This window comes from Sphingobium sp. D43FB, from assembly GCF_002312805.1.
In the GTDB taxonomy this organism is placed as follows: Bacteria; Pseudomonadota; Alphaproteobacteria; order Sphingomonadales; family Sphingomonadaceae; genus Sphingobium.
Genome location: NZ_NMUA01000006.1, coordinates 81,023 through 108,015 on the forward strand (window position 1 = coordinate 81,023; position 26,993 = coordinate 108,015).

The 26,993-nt window shown below is 60.9% G+C and carries 22 protein-coding genes and 1 tRNA gene; 13 read left to right on the forward strand and 10 right to left on the reverse strand.

Features of this window, described 5'->3' with window-relative positions; genetic code table 11:
• The first annotated feature begins 77 nt into the window (after window positions 1-77).
• Together SxD43FB_RS07315 and SxD43FB_RS07320 are read left to right on the forward strand one after the other, a co-directional pair.
• Entirely contained in the window at window positions 78-989 is a 912-nt protein-coding gene (locus tag SxD43FB_RS07315; RefSeq protein ID WP_176482703.1) for a copper resistance protein B, read from the forward strand.
• A gap of 306 nt (window positions 990-1,295) precedes the next feature.
• A complete protein-coding gene (locus SxD43FB_RS07320; protein ID WP_096061618.1) occupies window positions 1,296-1,646 on the forward strand; it encodes a DUF305 domain-containing protein in 351 nt (116 codons plus the stop codon).
• 50 nt (window positions 1,647-1,696) lie between these two features.
• Here SxD43FB_RS07320 and SxD43FB_RS26325 read toward each other — a convergent pair whose 3' ends face one another.
• Window positions 1,697-1,933 carry a hypothetical protein gene (locus SxD43FB_RS26325; protein ID WP_343228837.1) on the reverse strand — a complete coding sequence of 79 codons (237 nt, stop codon included), beginning with the start codon at window positions 1,931-1,933 and terminating at the stop codon, window positions 1,697-1,699.
• On the opposite strand from SxD43FB_RS26325, the gene SxD43FB_RS07325 reads away from it, so the two are divergent.
• The 4 genes from SxD43FB_RS07325 to SxD43FB_RS07340 all read left to right on the forward strand — a co-directional run bounded on the left by SxD43FB_RS07325 (window position 1,826) and on the right by SxD43FB_RS07340 (window position 6,097).
• The gene (locus SxD43FB_RS07325; RefSeq protein WP_343228836.1) at window positions 1,826-2,125 is read left to right on the forward strand and encodes a DUF411 domain-containing protein; all 300 of its coding nucleotides are present in this window, start codon (window positions 1,826-1,828) and stop codon (window positions 2,123-2,125) included. The genes SxD43FB_RS26325 and SxD43FB_RS07325 overlap by 108 nt on opposite strands.
• Before the next feature lie 131 nt (window positions 2,126-2,256).
• Entirely contained in the window at window positions 2,257-3,669 is a 1,413-nt protein-coding gene (locus SxD43FB_RS07330; RefSeq protein ID WP_255245628.1) for an MBL fold metallo-hydrolase, read from the forward strand.
• Window positions 3,666-5,207 (forward strand): thymidine phosphorylase family protein, encoded by a 1,542-nt coding sequence (locus SxD43FB_RS07335; RefSeq protein ID WP_096061621.1) that lies wholly within the window; start codon window positions 3,666-3,668, stop codon window positions 5,205-5,207. The genes SxD43FB_RS07330 and SxD43FB_RS07335 overlap by 4 nt, the downstream gene beginning before the upstream one ends.
• On the forward strand, window positions 5,204-6,097 hold the full coding sequence (locus SxD43FB_RS07340; protein ID WP_096061622.1) for a ribose-phosphate pyrophosphokinase: 894 nt from the start codon (window positions 5,204-5,206) through the stop codon (window positions 6,095-6,097). Before SxD43FB_RS07335 ends, SxD43FB_RS07340 begins: the two co-directional genes overlap by 4 nt.
• Before the next feature lie 119 nt (window positions 6,098-6,216).
• On the opposite strand, the gene SxD43FB_RS07345 is transcribed toward SxD43FB_RS07340, so the two are convergent.
• Genes SxD43FB_RS07345 through SxD43FB_RS07360 form a run of 4 tightly spaced genes read right to left on the reverse strand, consistent with a single transcriptional unit; the run spans window position 6,217 to window position 14,607 of the window.
• Window positions 6,217-8,637, reverse strand: coding sequence for a cation-translocating P-type ATPase (locus SxD43FB_RS07345; protein ID WP_096061623.1), 2,421 nt, complete (start codon window positions 8,635-8,637; stop codon window positions 6,217-6,219).
• Window positions 8,637-12,059, reverse strand: a complete 3,423-nt coding sequence (locus SxD43FB_RS07350) for an efflux RND transporter permease subunit (RefSeq protein ID WP_096061624.1) — start codon at window positions 12,057-12,059, stop codon at window positions 8,637-8,639. The genes SxD43FB_RS07345 and SxD43FB_RS07350 overlap by 1 nt, the downstream gene beginning before the upstream one ends.
• Entirely contained in the window at window positions 12,056-13,309 is a 1,254-nt protein-coding gene (locus SxD43FB_RS07355) for an efflux RND transporter periplasmic adaptor subunit (protein WP_096061625.1), read from the reverse strand. Before SxD43FB_RS07355 ends, SxD43FB_RS07350 begins: the two co-directional genes overlap by 4 nt.
• Complete coding sequence (locus SxD43FB_RS07360) at window positions 13,306-14,607, reverse strand: TolC family protein (RefSeq protein WP_096061626.1); 1,302 nt, start codon at window positions 14,605-14,607, stop codon at window positions 13,306-13,308. Before SxD43FB_RS07360 ends, SxD43FB_RS07355 begins: the two co-directional genes overlap by 4 nt.
• Before the next feature lie 501 nt (window positions 14,608-15,108).
• Between SxD43FB_RS07360 and SxD43FB_RS07365 the strand changes: the two genes are divergently transcribed.
• Window positions 15,109-15,324: a hypothetical protein gene (locus tag SxD43FB_RS07365; protein WP_255245629.1), complete on the forward strand. Its 216-nt coding sequence runs from the start codon at window positions 15,109-15,111 to the stop codon at window positions 15,322-15,324.
• A gap of 117 nt (window positions 15,325-15,441) precedes the next feature.
• On the forward strand, window positions 15,442-15,807 hold the full coding sequence (locus SxD43FB_RS25845; protein ID WP_096061627.1) for a hypothetical protein: 366 nt from the start codon (window positions 15,442-15,444) through the stop codon (window positions 15,805-15,807).
• Between the two features lie 136 nt (window positions 15,808-15,943).
• Here the strand turns inward: SxD43FB_RS25845 and SxD43FB_RS07375 are convergent, their stop codons facing one another.
• Complete coding sequence (locus SxD43FB_RS07375; RefSeq protein WP_096061628.1) at window positions 15,944-16,210, reverse strand: metal-sensing transcriptional repressor; 267 nt, start codon at window positions 16,208-16,210, stop codon at window positions 15,944-15,946.
• Between the two features lie 13 nt (window positions 16,211-16,223).
• Complete coding sequence (locus tag SxD43FB_RS07380; RefSeq protein ID WP_096061629.1) at window positions 16,224-17,093, reverse strand: nickel/cobalt efflux transporter; 870 nt, start codon at window positions 17,091-17,093, stop codon at window positions 16,224-16,226.
• A 130-nt stretch (window positions 17,094-17,223) separates the two neighbouring features.
• On the opposite strand from SxD43FB_RS07380, the gene SxD43FB_RS07385 reads away from it, so the two are divergent.
• A complete protein-coding gene (locus tag SxD43FB_RS07385) occupies window positions 17,224-18,438 on the forward strand; it encodes an MFS transporter (protein ID WP_217988781.1) in 1,215 nt (404 codons plus the stop codon).
• Window positions 18,439-18,916: 478 nt separating this feature from the next.
• Here SxD43FB_RS07385 and SxD43FB_RS26330 read toward each other — a convergent pair whose 3' ends face one another.
• Entirely contained in the window at window positions 18,917-19,276 is a 360-nt protein-coding gene (locus SxD43FB_RS26330) for a helix-turn-helix domain-containing protein (RefSeq protein WP_343228835.1), read from the reverse strand.
• Window positions 19,277-19,537: 261 nt separating this feature from the next.
• Window positions 19,538-19,614: transfer RNA gene (locus SxD43FB_RS07395), tRNA-Pro, on the reverse strand.
• A 188-nt stretch (window positions 19,615-19,802) separates the two neighbouring features.
• On the opposite strand from SxD43FB_RS07395, the gene yajC reads away from it, so the two are divergent.
• The 4 genes from yajC to SxD43FB_RS07415 all read left to right on the forward strand — a co-directional run bounded on the left by yajC (window position 19,803) and on the right by SxD43FB_RS07415 (window position 23,263).
• Window positions 19,803-20,138, forward strand: a complete 336-nt coding sequence (gene yajC, locus SxD43FB_RS07400; RefSeq protein ID WP_037472426.1) for a preprotein translocase subunit YajC — start codon at window positions 19,803-19,805, stop codon at window positions 20,136-20,138.
• Window positions 20,139-20,146: 8 nt separating this feature from the next.
• The gene (gene secD / locus SxD43FB_RS07405) at window positions 20,147-21,745 is read left to right on the forward strand and encodes a protein translocase subunit SecD (RefSeq protein ID WP_037472424.1); all 1,599 of its coding nucleotides are present in this window, start codon (window positions 20,147-20,149) and stop codon (window positions 21,743-21,745) included.
• 133 nt (window positions 21,746-21,878) lie between these two features.
• Window positions 21,879-22,865 carry a protein translocase subunit SecF gene (gene secF / locus SxD43FB_RS07410; RefSeq protein WP_096061630.1) on the forward strand — a complete coding sequence of 329 codons (987 nt, stop codon included), beginning with the start codon at window positions 21,879-21,881 and terminating at the stop codon, window positions 22,863-22,865.
• A gap of 56 nt (window positions 22,866-22,921) precedes the next feature.
• Window positions 22,922-23,263, forward strand: a complete 342-nt coding sequence (locus tag SxD43FB_RS07415) for an Mth938-like domain-containing protein (RefSeq protein ID WP_096061631.1) — start codon at window positions 22,922-22,924, stop codon at window positions 23,261-23,263.
• 72 nt (window positions 23,264-23,335) lie between these two features.
• Here SxD43FB_RS07415 and SxD43FB_RS07420 read toward each other — a convergent pair whose 3' ends face one another.
• Window positions 23,336-26,830 (reverse strand): autotransporter domain-containing protein, encoded by a 3,495-nt coding sequence (locus SxD43FB_RS07420; protein ID WP_096061632.1) that lies wholly within the window; start codon window positions 26,828-26,830, stop codon window positions 23,336-23,338.
• Window positions 26,831-26,993: the final 163 nt, after the last annotated feature.

Genomic DNA, 26,993 nt, shown 5'->3' on the forward strand with positions numbered 1-26,993 from the left:
CTTTGTTCGGGGTATCCCCGCTCGTTCTAGCCACCGCGGCGTCTGCCCAGCCCCCGCCCCCGCCGATGGATCACGGGATGCATCATGACCACGCCGTGCCAGCCCCGCCAGCCTCGTCGGCGGCACCGCCCCCTCCGCCGACAGAGACCGACCCCCACGCCGGGCATGACATGCACGGCATGAAGGCGATGCCGATCCCCGAGGCCGCACCTAACGATAAGGAAGGCAGGATCGGCACCGATCTGGAGCCGGGCAACGCACCGCCGCCGCCGGTCGCAGGCGATCGCGCTGCCGACACGTACTTCGGTCCCGCTGCGATGGCCGAGGCCCAATCCGCGCTGCTAGGCGAACATGGGGGTATGAAATTCCACAAGGTGCTGTTCAACATCGCCGAGTATCAGGCGCGAAATGGCCGCGACGGGTATCGCTGGGATGCCAGCGCCTGGTTCGGCGGCGACATCGACCGTCTTGCACTCGAGTCCGAAGGCGAAGGCAACTTCGGCGAAGCGAGCCATCATGGTGAGTTGCAGGCGCTCTGGTCCCATGCAGTGGATCCCTACTGGAACCTGCAAGGCGGTGTTCGCCAGGACTTCGGCAAGGGGCCAGACAGGACTTATGCCACTATCGGCATCGAGGGGCTCGCTCCGTATTGGTTCGAGGTCGAAACGGCGGCGTTTGTCTCGACGAAAGGCGATGTCCTCGCCCGGATCAAAGTCGACGTTGACCAGCGGATCACGCAGAAATTGATTTTGCAGCCGCGCCTCGAGGCGAATATCGCAGCGCAGGACGTTCCGGAAAGTGGGATTGGCTCCGGCCTGTCAAATCTCGAACTGGGGCTGCGCCTGCGCTATGAACTGCGCAAGGAATTCGCGCCCTATGTCGGTGTGTCGTGGGAACGCAAATTTGGTGACACGGCGCACTATGCACGCGCAGCTGGCGAGAACGCGTCATCGACGAGCTACGTTGCCGGCATCCGTTTCTGGTTCTGAACGCGCAGCATCCGGGAGCCGCGAATATTTTGCTCAGATTGCGAGGGGGCATTGCGGCACGTGCGTATAGCTTTTCAAGACCGGCTCAGGAGAAGCATCATGAAGATTTTGGCACTCGCAACGACCGTCGCACTTGCCATGACGGGGACAAGCGCCGTCGCGCAAACTCAGCCCTCAACGAGCGCCGAACACGATCATACCCATGGCCAGACCGCTGCGCCGGTCGCCACTCCTCCCGCACCGCCCCTGGCAACTCCAGCCTCGCCCGCACCTCCGGCAGACCAAAGGATGGAAGGCATGCCCGGAATGGGCGGCATGAAGGGGATGGAGGGCAAGCCAGGTATGGGTGGGATGCCGGGCATGGGCGATATGCAGCATATGCCGATGATGCAGCCAACGGCAGCTAACCCGTTTCCGCCAGCTGAAATGCACATGCACATGGCGATGATGCATGCGACCGGCGCCGATGCGAACGAGACCTATGTGCGCAAGATGATCGAGCATCACCGCGGCGCGATTGCAATGTCGCGCCTTGTCGTGGCCCGCAGCAAGGATACCCGCGTCCTGCGATTGGCGAACCAGGATATCGCGGCACAGACTCGGGACATCGTCGGCCTTCAGGCCTGGCTGAGCCAGCACGGCAAGGCCGCACAGTAACAGCGGCAGCGGGAGGAACCGCAATGAGAAAATCCCTAGGCCTCGTGGTCTTACTTGCCGTTGCGGTTCCATCCCTTGCTCTCGCTGCTACAACCGGGGTCGTTCACCGCGATCCAGGCTGCGGCTGCTGCGAGAAGTGGTTCGCGCTGGTCAAGCAGCAGTTCGGTCAGAATATCAGGATGATCGATGACGCCCGGCGCAATGCCTACCAAGGCCGTCTGGGCGTTCCCCAGAACCTGGCGTCCTGCCATACAGCGGTAATCAATGGGCTCGTCTTCGAGGGGCATGTGCCGATTGCCGATATGAAGCGAGTTCTCCGCGAGCGACCGCGCGGCGTTACTGGGCTTGCCGTCTCGGGCATGCCCATGGGCTCGCCCGGCATGGAAGTTTCCGGCAACCGGAGCGTAGCCATTGTCGTAACGGCGTTCGGGCCCGGCGGGACGCGGGTATACGCCCGTTACGCAGCCAGAGGCCTCTAGGTTTCCAGGCCGCCTGACGAGAGGGTGTGCCTCGCAGAGGGCAAGTATGAATGCTGGGGTCACCGGATTAGCGCATAGAACAGGCCTGCATCCTGACCTCGCACTGGCAGTAGGAAGAAAGGGGCGAAGCGATGAATGCAGCGAAAGGAACTGCCAGAGAGACAGCAATGCCAGCGGCTGATGAATTTTCCATCCGCTTCCTTGGCGCCGCCGGGACGGTCACTGGGTCGCGTTACCTCGTTGAAGCAGCCGATACCCGCCTGCTCGTCGACTGCGGGCTTTTCCAAGGGGGGCGCGAGCTGCGTGAACGCAACTGGGAAGAAATTCCCCATGCGGCAGAAACGGTAGATGCGGTCCTGCTCACGCATGCGCACATCGATCACTCCGGCTATCTGCCGAGACTGGTCAAGAACGGTTGGGCAGGGCGGATCGTCAGTACCACCGGGACGGCCGATCTGTGTCAGCTCCTGTTGCCGGACAGCGGTTTCCTTCAGGAGAAGGACGCGGATTTCTCGAACCATCGCGGGTTCAGTCGTCACAAACCGGCACTGCCGCTATACACGCAAGATGATGCAAAGGCTGCCCTTGAATATTTTGCACCGGTTGACTTCGAAACCGAGCAGGAGCTGGCCGACAGCACCCGGTTCAAATTTCGCCGCGCTGGGCATATCCTTGGCGCCTCCTTCATCGAATTGACGACCGGGTCGCGGAAGGTCACTTTCTCAGGTGACCTTGGCCGTTATGATGATCCGGTCATGAAGGATCCCGAAGTTCCCCTCGAGACAGACTACCTCGTTCTGGAATCTACTTACGGCAACCGGCTGCATGAACGTGTCGATGCGATGGAAGCCCTTGGCGAGGCCATCGAGAAATGCATTGAGCGTCGCGGGACAGTGGTTATCCCGGCCTTTGCTGTCGGACGCGCGCAGACGCTGCTTTTCCACCTGTCACGCCTCAGGAAGGCCGGACGGCTTCGGGGGGTGCCCGTATATCTGGACAGTCCCATGGCCATCAGTGCCAGCAAGATATTCTGCCGGCATCTGGGGGACCATCGTCTTACCCCCGAACAGTGCGAAGAGACCTGCGACGTACCGCAATATGTGCGCGATGTCGAAACGTCGAAGCAGATTTCGCGGAGCCATGAGCCGAAGATCATCATCTCGGCCAGCGGCATGGCAACGGGCGGCCGCGTAGTCCACCACATCAAGCAGTTCGCCCCCGACCCACGCAACCTGATCCTCTTCGCGGGGTTCCAGGCTGCTGGAACGCGCGGCGCAAGAATGGTTGAAGGCGCCAGAAGTCTCAAGATCCACGGTGAGCAGATCCCGCTCAATGCCGAGGTGGCCAATTTGCCGATGCTTTCGGGCCATGCAGACGCGGATGAGATCATGCGTTGGATTTCTGCAATCAAGAAGCCGCCTCGGATGACTTTCATCACCCACGGCGAACCGAGCGCTTCGGAAGCCTTGCGACAGCGGATCGAGAAGGAACTGGGCTGGAAATGCAAGATCCCGGTTCAGGGCGAACGGGCGATCCTGGCATGACCACTGCCGGACCGTCTTTCGTTGCGTCGTCCGGCGAACATGCGCCGCACCAACTGACGGTTCGCCGCCTCGGAGTGACCACTACCCAGCATCAGCCGAGCGTGTTCATGCGTGAGGACTGCTATGTCTGCCGTGCAGAGGGGTTCACGGCGCGTTCCGAGTTGCTGATCAGTTCCGCTGGCGGCGAAATCATCGCCGATATCGTGCGCACATCCGGAGATTTACTGGCCGAGGGAGAAATTGGTCTGTCGGAAGACGCTCTGGTCAACCTAGGCGTAAAGCCGGGCGATCTGGTGACTGTCCATCACCCGCCGCCGATTGCCTCTCTGAGCGATCTGCGCAGCCGCGTATACGGAAACCGTCTCGCGCCAGGTGCATTTCGATCGATCGTGACTGACATCGTGGCTGGTCGCTACAATGATGTTCACTTGGCCTCCTTCGTCACGGCATGTTCGGCCTTTCCCCTCGATTACGAAGAAACGATGGGTCTGACCGGGGCAATGGTGGACGTTGGCGACCGCCTCTCCTGGGGTTCGGAAGTGGTGGTTGACAAGCACAGTGTCGGCGGCCTTCCCGGGAACCGGACTACCCCCATTGTCGTGGCGATCATCGCTGCCCACGGTCTGGTAATGCCAAAGACCTCGTCCCGGGCGATCACGTCGCCAGCCGGCACCGCCGACACGATGGAGACGCTCGCGCCGGTAGACCTCAACCTGGCAGCCATACGCCGGGTTGTCGAACAGGAGAACGGTTGCATAGTATGGGGGGGCTCCGTGCGGTTGAGCCCGGCAGACGACATCATCATAGGTATTGAACGGGTGCTCGATCTCGATGCGGTCGGTCAGATGGTCGCCTCCGTGCTTTCGAAGAAGATCGCTGCGGGTGCAACCCATCTGGTAATCGACATGCCCGTCGGACCATCGGCAAAAGTGCGCAGCAAAGCAGCGGCACGCGAACTCGGCGACGCCCTGCTGTCGGTTGCGACTGCATTTGGTCTGAAGACCCGTATCCTGGAAGGGCCGGGACTTGAACCAATCGGTCGTGGTATTGGGCCAGCGCTGGAGGCGCGTGACATTCTGGCCGTGTTGCAGAACAAGGATGGCCCGGACGACTTGCGTCATCGTGCTGTGCAACTGGCAGGCGCTATTCTGGAGCTGGGAGGCCGGGCTCCGGCGGGGCAGGGTGATGCCCTCGCCGCGGAGGCGCTGCTGGATGGGCGGGCTTGGGACAAATTTCAGAGGATCTGCGAAGCGCAAGGTGGAATGCGCACTCCACCTGTGTCGAGCCACCGGCACACGCTGACGGCCGCTCGGTCCGGCAAGATCGCCGAGATGGACAATCGCAAGCTGGCCAAGATCGCGAAACTGGCAGGCGCGCCAGCAGCCAAGGCAGCTGGTATCGAGATGCATGTGAGACGCGGCGACATTGTCGAATCCGGTGCTGAGCTCTGCACGGTCCATGCGGAAAGCCGGGGCGAACTCGATTATGCTCTTGCCTATGCGGCAGCAGATGGCGCGATCTTCACGGTGATCCAATGACGGGGCATCTGCAGGTCCTTTCACTGCCCGACGGACAAACAGCGGGAAAGCGTCTGGCACAAGTCCTGAACTGTGACCATGCAAGCATTGCCTCACGCCGTTTCCCGGATGGCGAGAGCTATTTGCGATTGCCGCCCGACCTGGCCGGAAGCGAGGTGGTGCTGGCCTGCACCTTGGCAGATCCCGACCCCAAACTCGCATCGCTCCTGTTCGCCGCAGATGCCGCGAGGGAACTCGGCGCCGCGCGCGTCGGCCTGGTCGCACCTTATCTGGCCTACATGCGCCAAGACAAGCGATTTGCCCCTGGCGAAGCAATAACCTCACGTACCTTCGCAAAGGTCCTCTCAAGGGCGTTTGACTGGCTGATTACCGTCGACCCCCATTTACATCGCTACGCCGGGCTCGACGAAATCTACGACATGCCGACTAGCGTGGTGCATGCTGCACCCAGGCTCGGGGCGTGGGCAAAAACCAATGTTGCAAAGCCGCTGATCATTGGGCCCGATGCCGAGAGCGAGCAGTGGGTCACCGAGGTCGCACGCGCCGCTGGGGCGCCGCATGTGGTCTTGGCAAAGCAGCGGTCGGGTGATCGTGACGTGCGGATCGAAATGCCGAACTTGTCCGGCTTTCGCGGCTGCCAGCCTGTTCTGGTCGATGATATCGCGTCTTCGGGTCGTACCATGATCGAAGCTGCCCGAAATCTGCGGGCTGCGGGGTTCGTCGATCCCATTTGCCTTGTCGTTCACCCACTTTTCGCTGGCGATGCGTATCCCGAAATCCAGCAAGTGGCGGCAGCGGTCATAAGCTGCGACACCGTGCCACATGTCACAAATGGCATCTGCCTCGCCGAGGACATTGCCAGCGCAGTGGTTCGGTTATGTGCTCGATGAGCAAGGCCGCTGTTCGCCTCGTCCCGGCATTTCGTTGGCCCGGTGCATTGACGCGCAGTTGAAGTTCAGCTTGGCAATGGTGGCGTTTTAGCATTGGTTCTCGGCGTCGTCCGGTCGTTTTATCTTGCATTGGCCCGGCGTCTTGCCAGCTTCTCCAACTCCAGAATGAGCAACGGTACCGCGCCAACGCCGAGCGACAGCGCGCAGTCTGCCAGTGAGAGCGGGCCGATCCGGAAAACTTCCTGGGTCGTGGGCATATGGTGGATGGCAAGTTGAGCCAGCAGCGACACCACGACAATCAGCACCAGCTTCATGTTGCTGAACAACCCCACTTCCCAGAAAGGCCGGTCCGGGTCCCGAGCAGAAAAGGCGCGCAGCAATTCGCCAAAAACGAGCACGGAGAAGGCAAGATTGCGTGCTTCTTCGAGGTTTCGGGCATCGCGTGCCCACAGGAACACCCCCATTACACAGACCGTCTGTATTGCGGCTGCCAGAAGGATACGGCGCCATTCGGGACGACCCAGTATCTGCTCGCTTGCCGACCGGGGCGGACGGGTCATCAAGCTGGAATTTCCGCGGTCCGTCACCAGTGCAAGAGCGGGAAGTCCATCGGTCACCAGATTGATCCAAAGCAGGTGAATCGGCAGCAGGATGGTCGGAAAACCCAAAGCAGCACCGACAAACACAACCGCCAGTTCGGCCATGTTGCCTGCGACTAGGTAAGCCGTGGACTTGCGGATGTTTTCGAAGATCCCTCGACCTTCTTCAACCGCCGCTACAATCGTCGCGTAATTGTCGTCGGCCAACACGATGTCTGCCGCACCGCGCGTGACCTCCGTTCCAGTCTGGCCCATTGCGATGCCGATATGGGCTTCCCGCAAGGCCGGTGCGTCATTGACGCCGTCACCGGTCATGGCGACGATCTCGCCGCGGGACTTCCATTCTCTTACTATTCGCAGCTTGTCTTCCGGGGTCGCGCGAGCGTGCACTATATCGTCCGCACTTTGCCCCGGTTTCAGGATGCCCATTTCCTGGGCAATTGCATGGGCTGTCAGCTTGTGATCGCCTGTGATCATCACCGTGCGGATACCAGCTGCCTGCGCCAGCGCGATTGCATCGATCGCTTCTGTTCGAGGAGGATCCGCAATGCCGAGCAGGCCGACCAACTCGAGATCTGCTTCACTGTCGGCGCGACCCATGGCGATAGCCAGAACCCTCAATCCGCGGGCGGCCATGTCGCTGGCGGCCTCCTCGGTGCCATCGGGAATAGTCGTCGATCGTGCAGAGATCGCCTCGACGGCGCCCTTTGCATAGAGAAGGCCGTCCGTGCGGTAGATGGACATGCATTTGCGGTCTGCATCGAACGGGTACACCGACACACGCGGGCGTTCCGCTTCGATCGCATCTCGCCGGATATCGCGCTGCGCTGCGGCCACAATGATGGCAACCTCGGTCGGGTCGCCAACGCCGCCTTGTTCGTCGGCTGACAGCTCTGCGTCCGAACAGGCCGCCGCCGTGTCGAGCACACGCTGGTGATCCTGGCCCCAGATTTCGCGGACGGCCATAACTCCCGTCGTCAATGTTCCTGTCTTGTCCGTGCAGATGACCGTTGCGCAACCAAGTGTTTCGACAGCTGTGAGCCGCCGCAGGAGTGCGTGGCGCGCGGCCATCCTTTGCATGCCGACCGCAAGGGCTATGGTAACGATGGCTGGCAGGCCTTCAGGCACTGCCGCAACCGCGAGGGAGATGGCGGGCAAAAGCAGATCGAGGCCGGTCAGGCCTTGGCGCCAGCCGAGTATGGTTACGGCAACGACGATTCCCAGACAGATGAGCATCAGCCGACGGCTAAGCACCGCGAGGCGTGCCTGGAGCGGTGTGGCCTCGTCGGTTGCCGCAGTCAGCATTTCGGCAATGCGACCGAGCTCCGTCCGCATCCCGGTGGCAATGATCTCTGCCAGACCTGTCCCCGTTCCGATATGCGTTCCGGCAAATACATGGTCACTGCGCTGGGCCAGGGGGGCAGCCGGATCTCCCGGTTTCGCAGTCTTGGTTACCGGTGTGCTCTCTCCGGTAAGCGCGGCCTCCATAGCCGTCAGGACATTTGCCTCCAACAGCCGGGCATCGGCGGCGACAACGTCTCCTGCCTCAAGTGCCAACAGATCGCCGGGCACGACAGCAGCAGCGGCAATCACCTGCGTCCGGCCATCGCGGATGACGCGCGCGCGCGGAGCGGTCATCGCCCTCAGCGCGAGGACGGCTTTTTCCGCTCGGTACTCCTGAAAGAAGCCTACCAGTCCATTGACAATTACAATCGTCCCGATTGCGGCAGCATCAATGATTTCGCCGACCAACGCGGAGACGACACAGGCCACCAACAGCAACCAAATGACGGGACTGTTGAACTGGGCGAGGAGAAGGCGCCATGCTGGCCGTGCCGACTTCACTCCCAATTCGTTTGGTCCCGCCTCCACGAGAAGGCGGGCCGCAATTGCACTCGTCAGGCCGACAGTTGATGACGATCGAACCGCTTCCAGGGCCATTACGCGTCGCTCCGTACTGTCCCGGACGCCTTTAGCTGGGAGTGACGCCACAGGGCATATGCGGCCGGTATGACGAGCAAAGTCAGGAACATGCAGAACCAGAGGCCGCCAACCACGGGGGCGGCAGTGCGCGCCGAAAGATCGGCGCCCACGCCCGATTCCCAAAGCAGTGGCATGAGCCCGAACACCGTGGTTGCGACCGTCATGAGCATCGGGCGAAGGCACCGGGAAGCGCCCTCCATCACAGCAGCATCGATATCGTCCCCAGTGCGTAACCGATCCTGTTTCACCGCTTCCGCATAAGCCTGGTCGAGGTACACCACGACCACCGTGCCGGTCTGGGCCGCGACCCCCCCGACGGCGATCAATCCGACCCACACAGCGGTTGAAAGGTTGTAGTCAAGGAGTGCCAAGAGCCAGATGCTGCCGGCAATAGCAAAGGGCAAGCTCAGCATAACCAGCAAGGTTTGCTGCCAGCCTCCCATGGACAGATACAGCAATATGCCAACCAGAACGACCGTGAGGGGAACCACTGTCCGCAAACGCGAAGTCAGTTCCGCCATGAATTCATACTGTCCGGTCCACTGCAAGCGATAGCCAGGTGGAACTTCGATCCGATCTGCTACGACGCTTTTGGCATCATCCACCCATCCGCCAAGGTCGCGCTGTGATGTGTCGATATCCGCGAAAACGTAGCCCACCAGTATGCCGTTTTCGTTCTTGATCATTGGCGGCCCGGTGACGACTTTCACGTCCGCGAGTGCCGCCAAGGGTACGACGGAGCCGGCCTGCTGCCCATTGCTCCACTCCGCACCGGTGCGGCCGGCTCCATTCATCGGCCCGGCATTCTTGTTCGTGCCACTGCCGCCGGAGGCCCCGCTACCCATGCCGCCGCCCATGGCGTCCATCCCGGCGCCTGATTGAACCTGGCTTTGTCCCGCCGGCGATGACCCGCCACCTGCCGTTCGGACTTCGGTGAACGACAAAGTCTTGGGTGCCGGGATCGGGACGAGCAGTTCGTTCAGAGCCTGCGGGTCGGCCCTGAAGTCGGCCGCGTAGCGGACGTTTACGGAATATCGGGCTCTGCCATCAATGACAGTGGACACTGGCATGCCCCCGATCGCAGCCTCGACCAGATCCTGAACGTCCCGCACGGTCAAACCATATCGGGCTATCGCATCTCGCCTTGGTTCAATGTCGATGTACTCCCGTCCGCTCTGACGCTCGGCGAAGGTGCTGCGCGTTCCCGGAACTGTCCGCAACGCCCCCTCAAGAGCTACGCTCAAGCGCTCGATGCCTGCGAGATCGGGACCAAACACCTTGACGCCTACCGGGGTCCGCACCCCGGTTGTGAGCATGTCAATCCGTGTGCGGATGGGCGGTGCAATCGCCATCTGGTAACCCGGCATGCGCAAGGCCGCATCAAGATCGCGCGATAGCTCCGAAACGGTACGCTGTCGGCGATCCGGCCAGATTGTTCTCAGGCCTCCCTGAACCCACGATGGGGCCGTATCGCTATACCAACGTGTGACGGGAATTGTCGGCCAGTCGTCATGGGGTTTGAGTGTGATCACCGATTCGCTCATGTCCAACTGGGCTGGATCAGTGGCGGTTTCCGCGCGCCCTGCTTTGCCATGGACCATCTTAACTTCACCGAAGGTCATGATGATCCGATGCTGCGTGTTCAGCGCGCGCCGGGCTTCTTCTATTGAGATGCCGGGGAAGGTCGTGGGCATCACCAGCAACGATCCCTCGTCCAGCGGGGGCATGAATTCAGAGCCGAGACGCATGAAAACAGGCACAGTTGCGGCCATCACGAGTGCCGCGACGCCGACCACGGCGAGGCGCCATTGGATGATGAATCGTGCGATGGGGCGATAGAAACTGCCGAGTATGCGGTTGAGCGGGTTCTCTGTTTCAGTGCGGAACCTGCCACGCAGTAGCCAGATCATCAGCGGCGGTGCGAGCGTGATCGAGAGGATTGCTGCAAAGAACATGGCCAGCGTCTTCGTATAGGCCAGCGGCATGAAGAGCTTTCCGGCCTGCCCGGTCAGCGTGAAGATCGGTAGAAAGCTGACTGTTATGAGGAGGAGGGAATAGAAGATCGGTTTGCCGACTTCTTTTGCGGAATCGACGATGACACGAATGCGTTCCTCCGGTTTTGCATTCTCGGCCAGTCGCTTGTGCGCATTTTCGATCATCACGATCGCGGCGTCACTCAATTCACCGACCGCAATCGCAATTCCGCCAAGGGACATGATATTGGCTGAAATGCCAAGATAGCGCATGCCAATGAATGACAGGAGCACAGACATCGGAAGGATGATGAGGGCAACCAGCGCCGATCCGCCGTGCATCAGGAAGATGAGGCAGATGATCGCAATGATAGCCCCTTCGATCATCAGCGTATCCGTCAATGTCTCGATGGATCCGGTAATTAGTTCCGAACGGTCATGCGTCGTTTTGATGCGCACTCCGGGTGGCAATGCAAGCTGGCCAATCTGACCTTTGAGCGCCTCGATCACTTCCTGGGCGTTTGAGCCCAATCGCATCACCACAATGCCGCCGACGGCTTCACCCTTGCCATCAAGGTCTGCAGTCCCGCGGCGAATCTCCGGACCGAATTGCACGCTGGCGACGTCGCGCACGCGGATCGGTGTGCCACCATCGGCAACAGTAACGACGCTTTGCTCGAGATCCTGCAGGGTCTTGGCATAACCGCGTCCGCGCAGGACATACTCCCGTCCGCTCATTTCGAGGACGCGGGCACCGACTTCGGAGTTTGCGTCGCGCACGGCGCGCGAAACGTCCGCTGGGGTGATGCCGAAGGCCGCAAGTTTGTTTGGGTTCAGCAAAATCTGGTATTGCCGCTCGAAGCCCCCCATTGAGGCGACTTCCGCGACGCCTTTCACACCTTGGAGCGCTGGGCGCACTGTGAAGTCCTGCAGCGCCCGCAACTCAGCGGCATTCAAGCGTCCTGAGGTGTCCTCGAGAACATATTGATATATCCAGCCCACGCCGCTTGCATCGGGACCGAGCGTCGGGACTACGCCCGCAGGCAGTTGCTGCTGCACACGACCAATCTGCTCGAACACTCGGGTGCGGGCCCAGTAGATGTCTGTGTCGTCACCGAAGATTGCGTAGACAAAGCTCATCCCGAACATCGAATATCCGCGAACAGTGCGGACACCGGGTGTACTTTGCAGGGCTCGCACCAGCGGATAGGTAATCTGGTCTTCTACCAGGTTGGGACTGCGACCCATCCAGTCGGTAAATACGATCACTTGCGGATCGGAAAGGTCCGGAAGTGCATCCAGAGGCGTCTTGCGCATTGAGTCGACCGCCCAGGCCGATAGGACGAGCGCGATCGCCAACACCACCCACCGCCGCTTGGCGCACCATTCGATGATGTGCTCGATCATGGTTGATGCTCATGTTGCGCAGGCGCGGCAGCAGCTGGCGCAGTCTGTTGTCCCGCCGGTGCCGGTTGAGGAGAACCTCCGTGCCCTCCATGTCCGGTCGCCCCCGATGCTCGCAGGCGGCTTTCAGAGTCGATGAGGAACACTCCAGCGGAAACGACGAGTTCTCCAGCCGCAAGTCCATCCAGGACTTCCACCCGGTCTCCAACCTTCGCACCGAGTTTGATCGTGCGAGGTTCGAACCGATTGTCACCACTCCGGACAAAGACGTGCTGCGTTATACCGGTATCAACCACCGCATCGCGGCCGATAGTGAGGGCATTACGTGGTGCTGCCGAAATCTGGGCGCTGCCGTACATGCCCGGGCGCAGGGCACCGCCAATGTTGGGCACGGACATTCGAACCCGAATTGATCGCGTTCTTTCCGTGAGCATTGGATAGATGAATTCGACCCGCGCGATGAAGGGAGGTCGTCCTGACAGAGGGAATGTCAGCGAAGTGGGCGAACCGACCTGGATCCGTCCGGCACCAGCTTCCGCGACTTCGACGATGATCCAGAGCTGCGACACATCGGCGATCGACAGAATATTGGTGGAGGGGTCGACGGTAATCCCCTGGGTCGCGCCGCGATCCAGTACGAACCCGCTTCGCGGGGCCACAATGGTCACGAGCCGATTGGCCTGTCGGGTCCTTTCAATCTGCCTGATTTCACCATCGCTCATTCCGAGCACCTTCAGCCGGGTCCTGCCCGCTGCGAGTACGACGCTTGCAGGCGCGGTGTTCGCGCGCCGCAAGGCTGCCAGATATTCCAGCTGTGATGCGTACAACTCCTGCGAGAAAACCGCTCCGAGCGCCTGTCCGGCCCGGACATTCTGGCCGGTAGTCCGCACGTAAAGCTGCTCCAGCCAGCCTGAAACTCGCGGATGCACCTCGACGATACGGGATTCGTCGATCACCGCAGTTGCGACGCCTGGGACAGTTTCCTCAAGTTTTCGGACCTCGGCAGCCTCCATTTGAACGCCAAGCATATCCACTTGCTTCGCAGTCAACTCAACCGGCGCCCGCGCTGCAGCGGTGCTCGCCGCTACCGCCGTCCCCGGCGCAGTTTTTACGCGACCGGCAACTTCGCTGGACGGGTGCTGTGGTGCAAAGGGCCATTTCTCGCGTTGTGCCTGAAAAGCGAGGATTGCGATCAAGACCCCAACGGGAATGACGGCGCTAGCAATGAGCGCGCGGGGTGAGTAGGTTTTCACTGGCGCCTCCGCTGGCTGTCCCCGGTCGCCCGTTCGAACTTGGACCAGGCTTCGCCCAATGCACTTTCGGCCATGACTTCATCCCCCTGTGCCTGCCAAAGCGCCCGAGCGGCCTCGACGACCGCGATGAGGGACCCTTGCCCCGACGAATAGCTGCCAAGCGCCGCATCCATCGCTAATTTTGATCGAGGCAGCACATCCTGGCGCAACAGGTTGACCTGCACCTGGGCTGCAATCACGTCTTCGCGCGCTGCAAGGGTTTCGCCAGCGACCATCCGGCGCATGGCTTCCAGATCGGCGTCTGCCATGCGCTCCATGGCCTGTGCCTCTGCGACTCCGCTACTCAGGCGTCGCCGCCATATGGGAACGCTGATGCCGACCATCAGCATCGCTCCGGGACCCTCGGCCATGGTCTCGGCATACCCAGCTTTTACGGTCGCCATGGGTTTGTACATCGAGCGCATCGCGCGAGTTTCTGCGCCAGCGCGCTTTACCTCTGCGGTTCCCACCGCGAGCTCGGGCCGGTTGTCCGTGGCCAGTTCGAGCACTTCTGCAATTGACGCCGGCTCGGCAAGGCTGGGCTGATAAGCCAGTTCCGGAACTGAAGCATCCACAGGCAGGCCGAGGCCCGCGTTAAGCATCGCTTCGGCGCCGCGGATCTGGGCGGCGAGGGACTGCCGTTTCGCCTGCAGGCGGGCGACCTCGGCCTCGGCCCTGAGGATGTCGGCTTGTGCGCCACCGCCGCTCGCATAGCGACTTGCGGCCACATCGACGAGCAAACTGGCCAACGTGATCTGTTCGTCGATTACGGGCCGCATCCTGCGGCGTTCCAATAACATGAAGAATCCGCGCTGGGCATTGAGTACAACATCCAACTCGGTCACGCCCGTAAGCGCCGTTGCTCGCTCTGCCTCGGCAATGGCGGCGGAGCGCCGATGGGAAAGAACACCCGATAGCGGGAATTGCTGTTCGACACTGATACTTCGATCGTAACGCCGTCCACCATCCATCATCGCGCTGAATGGGTAGTGGTCGACCGAAACCGACACCATTGGATCCTGGAGGGAAGACACGATGGCGGGGCGCTGAGCAAGAGCATCGGCACGGGCTTTTGCCGCCGCTATTTCGGCCCGGTTCTGCAGAGCAATGGCCGCCACGTCCGATAGGCGCAAAGGCGAGCGGAGGCTGGAGGTTTCCTCGCGCACAGCTGCAGTTTCAGCGATGTTTTGTGCTTTGCTTTCGTGCGGCACACATACCGAAAGCACGAGGGGCGCAGCTACCCAGATACGGTTTAGCATGAGGCCATGTATCCTGATGGGTGAATACGCGGGAAAGTTTGATCGAACATCCGGTCGCGTCGTTTGGTTGCCGCATGGCGACCTGCGCCATGACCCAACCGGACGTACCAAGGTAACGGCAGCGCGAGAGCCACGCTCTTGCTGGCCGTTTTAAATGCAGCGATCTCTAACCCCGAAATTTGAATTTCGTTTGTCTGGTCTAAACCGGAATGCCTCATAGCCCCCTCCGTTGCCCTGTAACCTTATACGCTGCTGCGGCCGTTCCCCCTCATTGCCGCTAATTTTTTTTGAGGGCTATGTCCGGGCAGTGCGTATGTACCGAAAGGAAGCTCGAGACCTGCATTCGAATGGTCTTTGGTTTGTCGACATGGCATTGCCGTAGGGGTTGTTTGTTTCGTTCCCGGCGGGTAGCTTGTGCGGTGTCTCTATGTGTTTTCTGAACTCAAGCCGACATTAGAACGGCAGTGTTCGCAGGAGTGAACTCATTGAGAAAGGGGAATTATGATGAAATATTTGCCGATTCTGGGCCTCGCGCCATTTGCGCTTCTTGGTGCCTGCGCGACCATTCCGCCGACCAGTGCGGAAATCGAAAGCTGCCAGAAGATGGAAGCTGAAATGGGTGTCGGACAGGTCCACGATCATAATGAGATGAAGGGACGTGGCATCAATCCGATGAACCTCTCCCATGCCCGGTGCATGCAGATTCTGAAAAATTGATCTGACACGCATCCCCGGAGTCGACAGTCTGTTGTTCGTCTCCGGGGTGCGGGTAATACGCTCGCGTCAAATTTACACTCACCTTCGCTCCACAGGTCGGATTGGGGAAATCTCGAAATGCTGAGAAGAACATTTTCGACTGCTTTGGTCGCAGCCTCGATCTTCACGGCGGCGCCGGTGCTCGCACAGGGTATTGGGCACACATTCTTCATGCGTGGCTCCATCGTTGGGTCCGATACTGGCGGGATCGTGGTATGCATTGGCCGCGCTGATGGGGCTGAAGTTGGTCAGACTCTCGACGTTTATCGCGTTACCTACCGTCCAGGCCCTTCAAAGGGCGTGGTGAGCAATTACACGCGCGAACTGGTCGGGCATGTCCAGATTTCGCATGTCTTCGACGACCATTTTGCTCATGTTACGGTCGTTGATGGCCGCCCCAAAAAGCATGATATCGTAGAATTGCAGCGCCCCGCTCAGGATTGAGTTCTTCATTGGCCGGGATCCCTCCAAACATCCCCGGTTCGGCTGCGCTATTCCGATAAGCAGTTGCCACAGTTCTGCATCATCAGAATTGGGGCTGTCCTTGTGAACGACTGCAGGCACATCTTCGATCATTCGATCAAAGGTATTTCGCCAGTTCCGTTAGTTTGCCGAGCTGCTCGCGGGTCTCAGGCGACAAGGGACCAATCGCTTCTTCAAGATGATGCTCGATATGATCGGCAACCAGCACTGTCTTGGCCTTGTTCAGAGCACTTACGACTGCCTGCAACTGCTGCGCCGTTTCCAGCGCGTCGCGATTTTCCTCGATCATCCTGACAATCGTCGCCAAATGACCGTGTGCACGTTTCAGGCGATTGATCAGTTCCTTGTTTGCAGCGTGGCTCATTGCACTCTCTCTATCATGCCGCGAGCAGATGCAGCCACCCGCTGATCCCGACGTAGGCACCAACAAGCAGTATGATAACGCCCGACACGTAAGGTGCCTTGCGGACGATCTCGCCAAACCCCGACCAGCGCTGCGCCATGTGTTTCACGCTGAGCGCCGCCAGCACGCCTGATGCCACCATGGTCAGGGCCAAGCCGACGCTGAAACTGACGACGACAACCGCGCCCAAGGCGACCTTTTTCAATTGCAGACACAGCATGAGCACGGTTATCGCGCCGGGGCAGGGGATAAGGCCGCCCGTCAGGCCGAACAGGGCGATCTGGCCAGTGGTCACCTCGCGATTGGCAAAACGGCGGCGGATGTCTTCAGCGTGTTCCATTTCATGGGCGTCGACGTAGCCGCCAGTTGCCAGTTCGATGGCGGGGACTTCCTCATCGCTGGGCTCGTGATGATCGTTATGGCGGTGATTGTAGCCATGATCATGATCGTGACCTAGGTGGTGCCCTTCATGCTCGTGGTGGAAGTGGCTGGCTTCCTGTTGCTCGCGGCGCGTGCGCCACAACATCCAGACAGCCAGGGCGATGATGATCAGGCCCGATGCCAGCTGAAAATAGGGCTCGGTATCTTCTGCGCGCAGGCCTTCGAATGCCCACATGCCAGCCAGCGCGACCAACCAGACGACGGCCGTATGTGATAGGGTGGCCGCCAGCCCTAGCAGGACCGCCTGCCGGACAGTTCCTCGCACGGCGATAATAAACGCCGCCATCATGGTCTTGGAGTGGCCGGGCTCGAGCCCGTGCAATGCCCCCAGGAGGATCGCACTGGGGATGAACAGCCACGCATGAGCGCCGCCCTGCTGGAGCAAATAAGTGAAGTCGGTCATGAGGCTCCTGTATCCCCCTGGGGGGATATAACAACGGTTGAAAAATGCGTGATCCGGGCGCGATCAAGTGCGCTATGGACAGCAGATGGTGCTGATGACAGCGTACCTATGCGGATCGGAAGGAAGCAGATTGGCACTGCCCAAGAACGCAGATTTGCCGAAGATTTCCCGAACGGTCTGGACGCTCGGCTTGGTCAGCATGTTCATGGATATCTCGTCGGAGATCGTCCATGCGCTGCTGCCGCTGTTTCTGACCGTGACCCTGGGCACCAGCGTGGCGCTGGTTGGAGTAATCGATGGTATCGCCGAGGCGACCGCATCCATTTCCAAGGTGTTCTCAGGATATCTGTCCGATCGGATCGGACGCCGAAAGCCGCTGATTCTTTTGGGATATGGACTTGGCGCATTGTCCAAGCCGTTGTTCGCGCTCGCCGCGGGCCCAGTGCCGGTTCTCGGAGCCCGATTGATCGACCGGATCGGCAAGGGGCTGCGCGGTGCGCCTCGCGACGCATTGGTTGCCGATGTCACTCCGCTCGAGATCCGGGGCAGGGCCTACGGTCTACGCCAAGCGCTTGATACCGTCGGCGCATTTGCTGGCCCACTTGCGGCGATCGGCCTCATGGCCATTTTTTCCGACGACATGCGAGCCGTGTTCTGGGTTGCCGTCATTCCAGGACTTATCGCCGTTCTGCTCGTCATTTTCGGTATTGAGGGGCACCGCGACAAATTGGCACCCGCCGACGCGCGTGTACCATTGCGGATAGCGAATCTGAGAAAGCTGGAACGCGGCTTCTGGCTGGTGGTCTGCATCGGTGTGATGTTCACAATGGCTCGGTTCAGCGAAGCATTCCTGATCCTGAAGGCCAATGAAGACGGCTTGCCTCTGGCGCTTGCGCCGCTCGTTCTGGTCGTCATGAACGTCGTTTATTCACTCGGCGCCTATCCCGCTGGAGCATTCGCCGACGATGGGGGAGCGCAACGGCCATTGTTCTACGGCCTTGCCTGCCTTGTCGCCGCCGACATGTTCCTGGCATCGCGGCTGGGCATGGTCGGCACCTTTACCGGGATCGCGCTATGGGGCGGTCATATGGCGCTGACCCAGGGATTGCTGGCTCAGCTTGTCGCCGAACGCGCGCCCGAGGCATTGCGGGGATCGGCCTTTGGCATATTCAATCTTGCCACTGGTATCACGATGCTTGCCGCCAGCGTGCTCGCAGGGGTATTGTGGGATCATGCCGGACCGTCGGCAACATTCATCGCAGGCGGTGGGTTTGCAGGACTTGCAGCCTTGTTGATCTGGTGCCGCCAAATCGTGTCATCACGGCGTCGAGGCGGTATCAGGTGAGTGCGACGACGGCCAACGCCGACAGGTCATGGCCCTCCTCCCGAACGGATGATTCTGATGAGAAACGTCAAAATCAGTGCCCAGTGGAGAGGTGAACACGCCGGCAAAGTCGGTCTGCCGCACGCAGGAGTCGTTTCATCGCAGGGGCCGGAATTGGGGGTATTGTGGGGGGTATTTCTATAACGCACGTGAGATTAAATACTATATATCAATTAGATAGATGTATTCCGTTGGTCCTTCCTCCGCTACCATCTCCACGCTTCCGCTTAGTTCCGAACGCGTTCGCAAGCAGGGGGGCTCGCTTGCGCGGCGACGCTAAGGTCAATCGATTATTGAGCCTGCTACTTAGGGAGCTGCCCCGCGGCGAAGGACGGCGGCAGAACCAGTCGCTGAAAACAACTAAGCGATTGTAAAATACAGGTAAAATGGCGTATGCACTAACGCTCGAACCTAGGAGCTCCTGATTAAGAGTTGAAGTTCAATACCGCCGTAAAGGACGTGAATTTACCCAAGCTGCGATGTCTTGAGCACGCCAGCGAATACGTCCCCCGTCGAAATCGATCGGATGTGGAAACCTCCCAGATTGAATACGTCGCCAGATGGTGGTTCGACTTTTGATGCCGGTCATATCCATCACTTCTTTGCACGTAAGTAACTCTGGAATGTTCATCCTAACCTCATCTCGCTGCGAGGTCCCTCTGAAACTATCGCCATAAGACGTGGGGCAAACAGTGTTGTGGACCTCTAAATGCAAACGTAGATGGATCTCGTAACCGTTCGAAGAACAAAGAAGAAACATTCTCAGTCGATTTAGCCCTCCGGACTGACATGGCCGCATGTGGACCTTGTCTAATGCAGGAAGCTCGGCGAGGCCAATCGCCTGCTATCGCAGGTTGTAGGGTGGGCGGAGTTTTGCCATCACGCTGACCAACTTTAGCGGCTTCAGCGCCGTAGAGAATCGCCGTCTCTCGCCATCGAAGTGAGCTAACCGCGGACCATTCGGTTCCGTTCTGTACACTCGATTTGCACCACCAGTGCACCACCAGAGAGGAAAGATAGCTCTGGGAGGTGTAAAATGGCTTCTAAGTTATTGAAAAATTGGTCGGGACGAGAGGATTCGAACCTCCGACCCCCACACCCCCAGTGTGATGCGCTACCAGGCTGCGCTACGTCCCGACCGGAGGGCGCGCTTTAGAAGGGGTTTTGGGAAGTTGCAAGGGTTTCGATGCGGGCTTTCGCGCCCCATGTACGATTCCCTAATCATATTGCCTCCGCCCTTGCATCTGTGGTAGCCGCCCGGCCTTGATAGGCGGGCGCTGCCATGCGGTGCGCGGCCGACAGACACCATGACGAAAGTCCCACCCATGTTCATATCGACAGCCTTTGCCCAGACCGCTGGCGGGGAAGCCTCCGGCGCCGGAATCCTGGTGCAGATGGCCCCGCTGGTCCTGATATTCGTGGTCTTCTATTTCCTGCTGATCCGTCCGCAGCAAAAGAAGATGAAAGAGCATAAGGCCAAGATCGACGCGGTGAAGAAGGGCGACCAGGTCGTCACCGGCGGCGGTTTGATAGGCAAGGTCGTGCGCGTCGATGACATCTATGCCGATGTCGAACTGGCGCCGAACATGAAGGTCAAAGCGGTCAAGTCGACCCTGACCGACGTGATCGACCCGACCACTGCCAAGCCCGCGAACGACTGACCCCAACGATGCTCAATTTCTCGCGTGCGGCGGTGATCGCGATCATCCTGCCCCTGTTGATCGGCGTGCTGTGCGCGGTGCCGAGCTTCCTGCCCGATTCCGCCGTGGCCCGGCTGCCCGGCTTCATGCAGACGCGGGTGAATCTTGGCCTCGACCTGTCGGGCGGCAGTCACCTGCTGCTCGAAGCGTCGACGCAGGATGTCGCCAAGCAGCGGCTGGTCAATATGGAGGAGCAGGTTCGCACCGAACTGCGCCGGGCTGACCCGCGCATCGCGATCGGCGATATCTCCAGCCGCGACGGGAAGCTTAGCTTCATGGTGCGCGATCCCGCGCAGGTTGATGCAGCCGTCGAGCGCATCCGCCCGCTGACGCAGGGCGCGGGGCTGACCGGCCAGCGCGATTTCGACGTGGCGGTGGTGAACAGCCAGACCGTGACGATCACGCCGACCAATGCTGGCATCGACAATGCGGTCAAGAGCGCGATGGAAGTCGCGACCGAAGTGATCCGCAAGCGCATCGACGAAATGGGCACGCGCGAACCAACGATCCAGCAGCAGGGCAGCAATCGCATCGTCGTGCAGGTGCCTGGCCTGCAAGATCCCAAGGCGCTCAAGGATCTGCTGGGCCAGACCGCCAAGCTCGAATTCAAGCTGGTCGATACGACCGCCAACCCGTCCGAAGTGGCGCAGGGCCGCGCGCCGGTGGGCAGCGAAGTATTGCCCTATCTCGATAATCCGTCGGGCGTGCCGCTGATCGCGGTCAAGCGCCAGGTGATGGTGTCGGGCGAGGATTTGACCGACGCGACGCAGGGCTATGACCAGAATAACCAGGCGATCGTCAACATCCGCTTCAACAGTTCGGGTGGCCGTAAATTCGGGCAGGTGACGTCGCAGAATGTCAATCGCCCGTTCGCGATCATTCTCGACGGCAAGGTGCTGTCGGCACCGAACATCAACGAACCGATCCTGGGCGGCAGCGCGCAGATCAGCGGCAATTTCACGGTCGAAAGCGCCAACCAGCTGGCGATCGCGCTGCGGTCGGGCAAGCTGCCGGTGGCACTGGCGGTGGTCGAGGAACGCACGGTCGGACCGGGCTTGGGCGCGGATTCGATTCGCGCGGGCCTGATCGCGTCGATCATCGCGGTGGTTGCCGTGGCGATCTTCATGTTCCTGAGCTATGGCCGCTTTGGCATGTATGCCAATCTGGCGGTCGCCATCAATGTCGCGGTCATCCTGGGCGTGATGGGCATATTGGGGGCGACGCTGACGCTGCCCGGCATTGCCGGGTTCGTGCTGACGATCGGCACCGCGGTCGATGCCAACGTGCTGATCTATGAACGGATTCGCGAAGAGCGGCGGCGTGGGCGCAATGTCGTCCAGGCGATCGAACATGGCTATAAGGAAGCCAGCCGCACCATTTTCGAGGCGAACGTGACCCACGCCATTGCGGGCGGGATCATGCTGGCGCTGGGGTCGGGGCCGGTCAAGGGCTTCGCCATCGTGCTGCTGATCGGCATCGCGACCAGCGTGTTCACCGCCGTTACCTTCACCCGCGTCATCGTCGCCAACTGGGTGCGCCGCACCCGGCCGACGGACATCCATATATGATCGAGGTGACACCCCTCCTTCCGTTCGCCCTGAGCTTGTCGAAGGGCACCACCGAGCATAGCGAGGTGTCTTCGCCTCCGCTCAGACAGGGGCTTCGACTTCGCTCAGCCCGAACGGTATTAGGTCTTAGCGCATGAAACTTCTAAAGCTCGTCCCCGACAATACGAATATCGGCTTCGTCGCGATGCGGAAATGGGCGTTCGCGCTCACGGCCTTGCTGACGGTGCTGGCGGTCGGCGCTACGGCCTATAAGGGCCTCAACATGGGCGTCGATTTCGTCGGCGGTCTGATGATCGAAGCGAAATTCCCGCAAAATGTCGAAACCGACAAGGTGCGCGCGACGATCGGTCGCCTGGGCGTCGGCGAAAGTTCGCTGCAGCAATTCGGCGATCCCAAGACGGTGCAGATCCGGCTGCCCTTGCCTGAACAGGGCGGGGCCGGGGCGGCCAATGCGGTCGTCGAAAAGACCCGCAATGCGATGACCGGACAATTCCCCGGCGTCACCTTCTCCCGCTACGACACGGTGTCGGGCAAGGTATCGGGCGAGTTGATCCAGAACGGCATCCTGGCAGTCGTGCTGGCGATCCTGGGCATCGCGGTGTTCAGCTGGTTCCGCTATGAATGGCAGTTCGGCGTCTCGACCTTCGTCGCGATCGTCCACGACGTTCTCATGACGCTGGGTTTCTTCGCGCTGACGCAGTTGGAGTTCGACCTTAATATCGTCGCCGCCGTGCTGACGATCGTGGGTTATTCGATCAACGACAAGATGGTGATCGACGACCGTATCCGCGAAAATATGCGCAAATATCGCAAGATGGACATGAAGGCGCTGATCGACCTGTCGGTCAATGAAACGCTGCCGCGCACGGTGATGACGTCGGTGACGATCATGCTGGCGCTCGGCGCGTTGCTACTGTTCGGCGGCCATGTGCTGCGTGGCTTCACCGCGGCGATGATGCTGGGCATCATCGTTGGCACCTATTCGTCGGTCTATGTGTCGTCCTCGCTGCTGATCTCGCTGGGCCTGTCGCCCATGTCTTCGGAGAAGAAGGCGGCCAAGGCGAACCTGGCGTCGCAGGCCGAGCGGGTCGGGCCGCGCGATGACGGTGCCAAGCCCTGAGCGGGGAACGACGCACCGGGATAGAGCTGCGCCGCGACGATAGCGGGCAGGGGCCGATCGTCACCGGTTTTGCCGGGCGCGGCTTCCGCGTGCGCGACGATCTGTTTCCGAACGGCCTGTTGCTCAGCCCCGTTCGGGCGATGGCCTGGGACGATGCACCGACGGTCGACGCGCTGACGCTGGCGGCGCTTGGCGACCTGCTGGACGGCGATCCGCGTCCCGAATTCCTGTTGCTCGGCACAGGGGCCGGACTGCGCCAGCCACCCCGCCCCTTCGTGCGCGATCTGGAGGCCAAGGGGATCGGCGTGGAGGCGATGGACAGCCGCGCCGCAGCGCGCGCCTGGGGTGTGTTGCGGGCCGAGGAACGGTCGATTGTCGCGGCGCTGCTGCCGCTCTGAACCGCGCAGTTGCGGACACAAAAAAAGGGGCTGCCCTGTGGGGCGGCCCCTTTTCGTTGGCGCAAGGTGGGGTCAGAAGTGGATCTTCACGCCCGCACGATAGCTTTGATAGCTGATGTCCTTGCGCCAGACCGTCGTGTCGGCGGTCAGGTTGAGGTCCACAGAGCCAGCGCGGATGGTCAGGCCACCGCCGACTTCGCCCCAATTCTTGTCCGATCCGCCCAGCGCGAACGGCGCGAGGCTGCCGGTCCCGCCGACCAGATTGGCGAGGAAGAAGGCAGGCTGGTCGTTGAACTCATGGACATAATTGGCGGTGAGATAGGGTTTGAACCCGCCCGTATTCGCCTTGACCGTCGCGCCCAGGCGACCCTGGGCGCTGCGGATCGCATGGCGCTTGATCACCAGCGCGGCATCGCCGCCATATTCGGACAGGTTGCCAGAGCTGATATAGGCACCACGCAGCGCCGCGCGGGGCACGATGCTGAACGCATCGCTGCCGAGTGCCTTGCTGAGGCCCAGCTCACCCGACAGCGCCAGTTCCTGGTCGCTGCCATAGAGGGTGTAGGGGGTGATGCCGACTGCGAAGGAGCGACGCGAGCGAGTCGCCATCGTGCCCGCGCTGCCGACCGCATCCAGCTTCAGGCCGCCCAGGTCGAACGCACCATAGACCGTGCCCTGATAGAGGCGGGCGCGGCCCCAGTCATTGGCCCCCGTATTGCCCTTCAACTCGCTGAAGGAGGCGGCGAGGCCGATGACGCCGGTGTCGCCGAACGCCTTTTCGATGCCGGCGGCCATGTACCAGCCGTCGAACTGGTCGCGGCCAAGCGGCGTGGCGGTCCGCATCGGCGCGCTGTCGCCGTCGATATAGCCGCCCGCCAGGAAGGCGCTGACGTCATCGGGCAACACGCCTTCGCGCGTCATCGTGTCGTTGCTGCCGCCCTGCGCCATGCCCAGGTCGATATTGTTGAGGCTGGCGGCGGCCAGTTGCAGCGGCTGGCCAGTCATGGTCAGCGTGCCGCCCATCGCCCCGCCATCGAGCTTCGTCAGCCGATCACGATAGAAGCGCGCCATATTGTCGTTCAGCACTTCGGACATCGACGTCTTGAGCGTCTCGGTGCGCGGTGCCATCGCCTCGAAGGTCGCTTGGACCCCGGCCACACTCAGCAGATCGGCCTCGCCATAGAGATTGGCATAGTTGGCATAGAGCGGCCGGTTCTGGTCGAGCAGCTGGGCGAAGCTGGTCTGGTTGGGCGCGGCGCGGTTGACGACATCGGCATAAAGGCCCGCATCGATCCGCACGCTGACGCTGTTGGGGCCATAGAATAGCACGGGCTTCAACACGGCCGACAGGTTGGTCGGCGTCGCAAAGCTGCCATCCACGCCACCTTCGGCGGTCAGGAAGGTATAGCTGTTGCCATAGCGGATCTTGGTGCCGCTCGCCGCACCGAAGACGACGCGCCCGCCGACCGCGGCGATGCCGTCGATGGGATCACCGACCGCGAGCAGCGATGCATCGCCATCGGCCTGCGCCGCAGTGATCGCTGCAGCGGCCGAAGCCTGCTCCTGGCTACCGCCACCATCGCCGCCGCCATTGCCGGTATCGGGGATTTCGCCCTCGCTGTCGCCATCGGCTTCGACGAATTGCGTCGCCCGCACCGCCAGCACGTCCGACACGCCATTGGCACCCAGATCGATCTGCAGCGTGCTACCCGATGACAGCAGCGCATTGCCTTCGATGCTAAGCGTGCCGATCGTGCCGACGCCGCCGGGCGCAATCGTGCCGAGGACGTTGGTGAAATAGGGCGCGCGGAGCGTTCCCTTGCCGGACAACAGCCCGGTCATCAGGAAATAGTCGCCCGGTGTTTCGACCGTGCCATCGACATTCACGACACCGGCAAGGTGGGCAATGTCCATCAGGCTGGTCAGCGATCCGGTGGCCGTGACATCGAGCGCGGCCCCCGCGCCCGAAATGGTGAAGCGATCGACCGTGGCGTCCATGTCCAGCGTCGTCTTGCCATTGGCGCTGAGCGTCACGTCATAATAGCGACCGATCACCCCTTGCGACGCGAGCGGATCGATATTGTTGGGCACGAAGCTGGTCGCGCCGGGCAGGCCGTTGGCCAGCGTCGGCGTTGGCAGGACCGCAGCGCTGACTTCGCCTTCCTGCGCCTCATGAATCGCGCCGGTCAGCAGCGTGACGTTGTCGGCATTGGGGCTGCGCTCGGCAATCTCCACCTTGCCCTTGTTATTGCTGACCACGGTCGAACCCGTGGTCGCGCCCTTCGTTTCCGCAACGACCGGTTCGCCATCGACGATCAGCGTGTCGGTGCCGACATCATAGCAGACATCGTCCGGCCCATCATTGGGCTGATAGCAAATCTGGCCGAATTTCTGCGTGCTGTCCTGGCCGAACGCGCCTGCGCCCGGCGAGGTGGGAATGCCGTTCACCAGCGCGCCATTGCTGTCGATCACCCGATAATTGGGGTCGAGCGCGGTCACCCAATGGTCCGCATCGCTCCACAAGCCGTCGCCTGCCTTTGCGGTGGCGTAGCGATAGGGGTTGTTCTGCGCGATCCAGTCCCAGAATAGGTAGAGGGGCTGGTAGAAGGACGAGCCGCCATAGGAGCTTTGCGGCTGTTCGAGGAAATAGCGGCTGCCGCCCGACAGGACGCCGATGATCGTCTGTTCGTTGAACGCCTGGTCCAGGATCAGCGGACCACCCGAATCGCCGCCAGCGGTGCTGCCTTCATTGGCGAGCGCATCATCCTTGAACAGGTTGAAGTCGAACGGATTTTCACGCTCCGGATCGTCGAAATCGGTGTGATAGAGATTTTGCGTATAGCCGCCGGGCGCACCGAACAGGAAGGCGTCGATGTCATCGAGCGAGCCGAGCATCCCAAGGAAGTTTTCCGCCGTCTTGCGCCGGAAGTCGATCCCCAGATTATTGCCCGTCGTCCCGCTGCCGGTACGACCATAGCCAGTGATCGTCACATGATAGCCGGTGCCCGACGTCTCGCTGATCGCCGATGGCGCAGACAGGGCGGAAAAGAGCATCGTCCAGGTCGGCACGTCCGACGCGGGCGTGTCCAGCGTCGCCATCGCTACGTCGCCATAGAGGAAGCTCAACGCCGGTGGATCGAGCGAGTCGGGATGATAGGCGATATTGTTGACGTTATAGACGCTGAGTGACGTGTTGGTCTGAAAGCCGTTGCTCAACCAGTCGATCAAGCCCGGACGGGCGTCGTTCTGAAAGGCGAAGGCGACCGGCACGCCGCCGTTGACGGTGCTATAGTCCGGCGTGTCGAGGTCGTTGACGCAGTGGGCGGCAAAGATGACCGTGCGCGGGTTGATCAGCGAGCCGGTGCAGACGAAGCCATCGGCGCGGTACATGATGCCGACGCCGTTGACGTCGCTGCCATCGATAATGTCGGACGGACTTTTGCTGTCGTTGGGCACGACGGCGTGGGCCAGCGGCGCGAAGCCCAAAGCGGCGACCGCTGCGGATGCCAGAAGACTGGTACGACCGGCGCGCGCAAGTAAGCGCGCACCATTCTTGCGAATGTGCATGATGTGAACTCCCCAAAGACCTGAAGGGAAGCTATGTCAGCAACAAGACGAACACAATGCGGCAATTTGCGAAACTTTCCTTATGTTTCAAAAAGGTCACAGACTGCTGGGCTGTCCCAAAAAATCTGAAGTGGAATGGCGCAAATCCGGCATTTTCGGGATG

Excerpts from the sequence above, each read along its gene's own strand:
- secF (WP_096061630.1), top strand. The coding sequence starts at position 21,879 with ATGAAACTTCTAAAGCTCGTCCCCGACAATACGAATATCGGCTTCGTC.
- SxD43FB_RS07375 (WP_096061628.1), bottom strand. The coding sequence starts at position 16,210 with ATGAGCCACGCTGCAAACAAGGAACTGATCAATCGCCTGAAACGTGCA.
- SxD43FB_RS26330 (WP_343228835.1), bottom strand. The coding sequence starts at position 19,276 with ATGCGGCCATGTCAGTCCGGAGGGCTAAATCGACTGAGAATGTTTCTT.
- SxD43FB_RS25845 (WP_096061627.1), top strand. The coding sequence starts at position 15,442 with ATGCTGAGAAGAACATTTTCGACTGCTTTGGTCGCAGCCTCGATCTTC.
- yajC (WP_037472426.1), top strand. The coding sequence starts at position 19,803 with ATGTTCATATCGACAGCCTTTGCCCAGACCGCTGGCGGGGAAGCCTCC.
- SxD43FB_RS07335 (WP_096061621.1), top strand. The coding sequence starts at position 3,666 with ATGACCACTGCCGGACCGTCTTTCGTTGCGTCGTCCGGCGAACATGCG.
- SxD43FB_RS07360 (WP_096061626.1), bottom strand. The coding sequence starts at position 14,607 with ATGCTAAACCGTATCTGGGTAGCTGCGCCCCTCGTGCTTTCGGTATGT.
- SxD43FB_RS07420 (WP_096061632.1), bottom strand. The coding sequence starts at position 26,830 with ATGCACATTCGCAAGAATGGTGCGCGCTTACTTGCGCGCGCCGGTCGT.
- secD (WP_037472424.1), top strand. The coding sequence starts at position 20,147 with ATGCTCAATTTCTCGCGTGCGGCGGTGATCGCGATCATCCTGCCCCTG.
- SxD43FB_RS07340 (WP_096061622.1), top strand. The coding sequence starts at position 5,204 with ATGACGGGGCATCTGCAGGTCCTTTCACTGCCCGACGGACAAACAGCG.
- SxD43FB_RS07330 (WP_255245628.1), top strand. The coding sequence starts at position 2,257 with ATGAATGCAGCGAAAGGAACTGCCAGAGAGACAGCAATGCCAGCGGCT.
- SxD43FB_RS07365 (WP_255245629.1), top strand. The coding sequence starts at position 15,109 with ATGATGAAATATTTGCCGATTCTGGGCCTCGCGCCATTTGCGCTTCTT.
- SxD43FB_RS07325 (WP_343228836.1), top strand. The coding sequence starts at position 1,826 with ATGATCGATGACGCCCGGCGCAATGCCTACCAAGGCCGTCTGGGCGTT.
- SxD43FB_RS07350 (WP_096061624.1), bottom strand. The coding sequence starts at position 12,059 with ATGATCGAGCACATCATCGAATGGTGCGCCAAGCGGCGGTGGGTGGTG.
- SxD43FB_RS07345 (WP_096061623.1), bottom strand. The coding sequence starts at position 8,637 with ATGGCCCTGGAAGCGGTTCGATCGTCATCAACTGTCGGCCTGACGAGT.
- SxD43FB_RS26325 (WP_343228837.1), bottom strand. The coding sequence starts at position 1,933 with ATGCCCCTCGAAGACGAGCCCATTGATTACCGCTGTATGGCAGGACGC.
- SxD43FB_RS07320 (WP_096061618.1), top strand. The coding sequence starts at position 1,296 with ATGGGCGGCATGAAGGGGATGGAGGGCAAGCCAGGTATGGGTGGGATG.
- SxD43FB_RS07315 (WP_176482703.1), top strand. The coding sequence starts at position 78 with ATGCATCATGACCACGCCGTGCCAGCCCCGCCAGCCTCGTCGGCGGCA.
- SxD43FB_RS07380 (WP_096061629.1), bottom strand. The coding sequence starts at position 17,093 with ATGACCGACTTCACTTATTTGCTCCAGCAGGGCGGCGCTCATGCGTGG.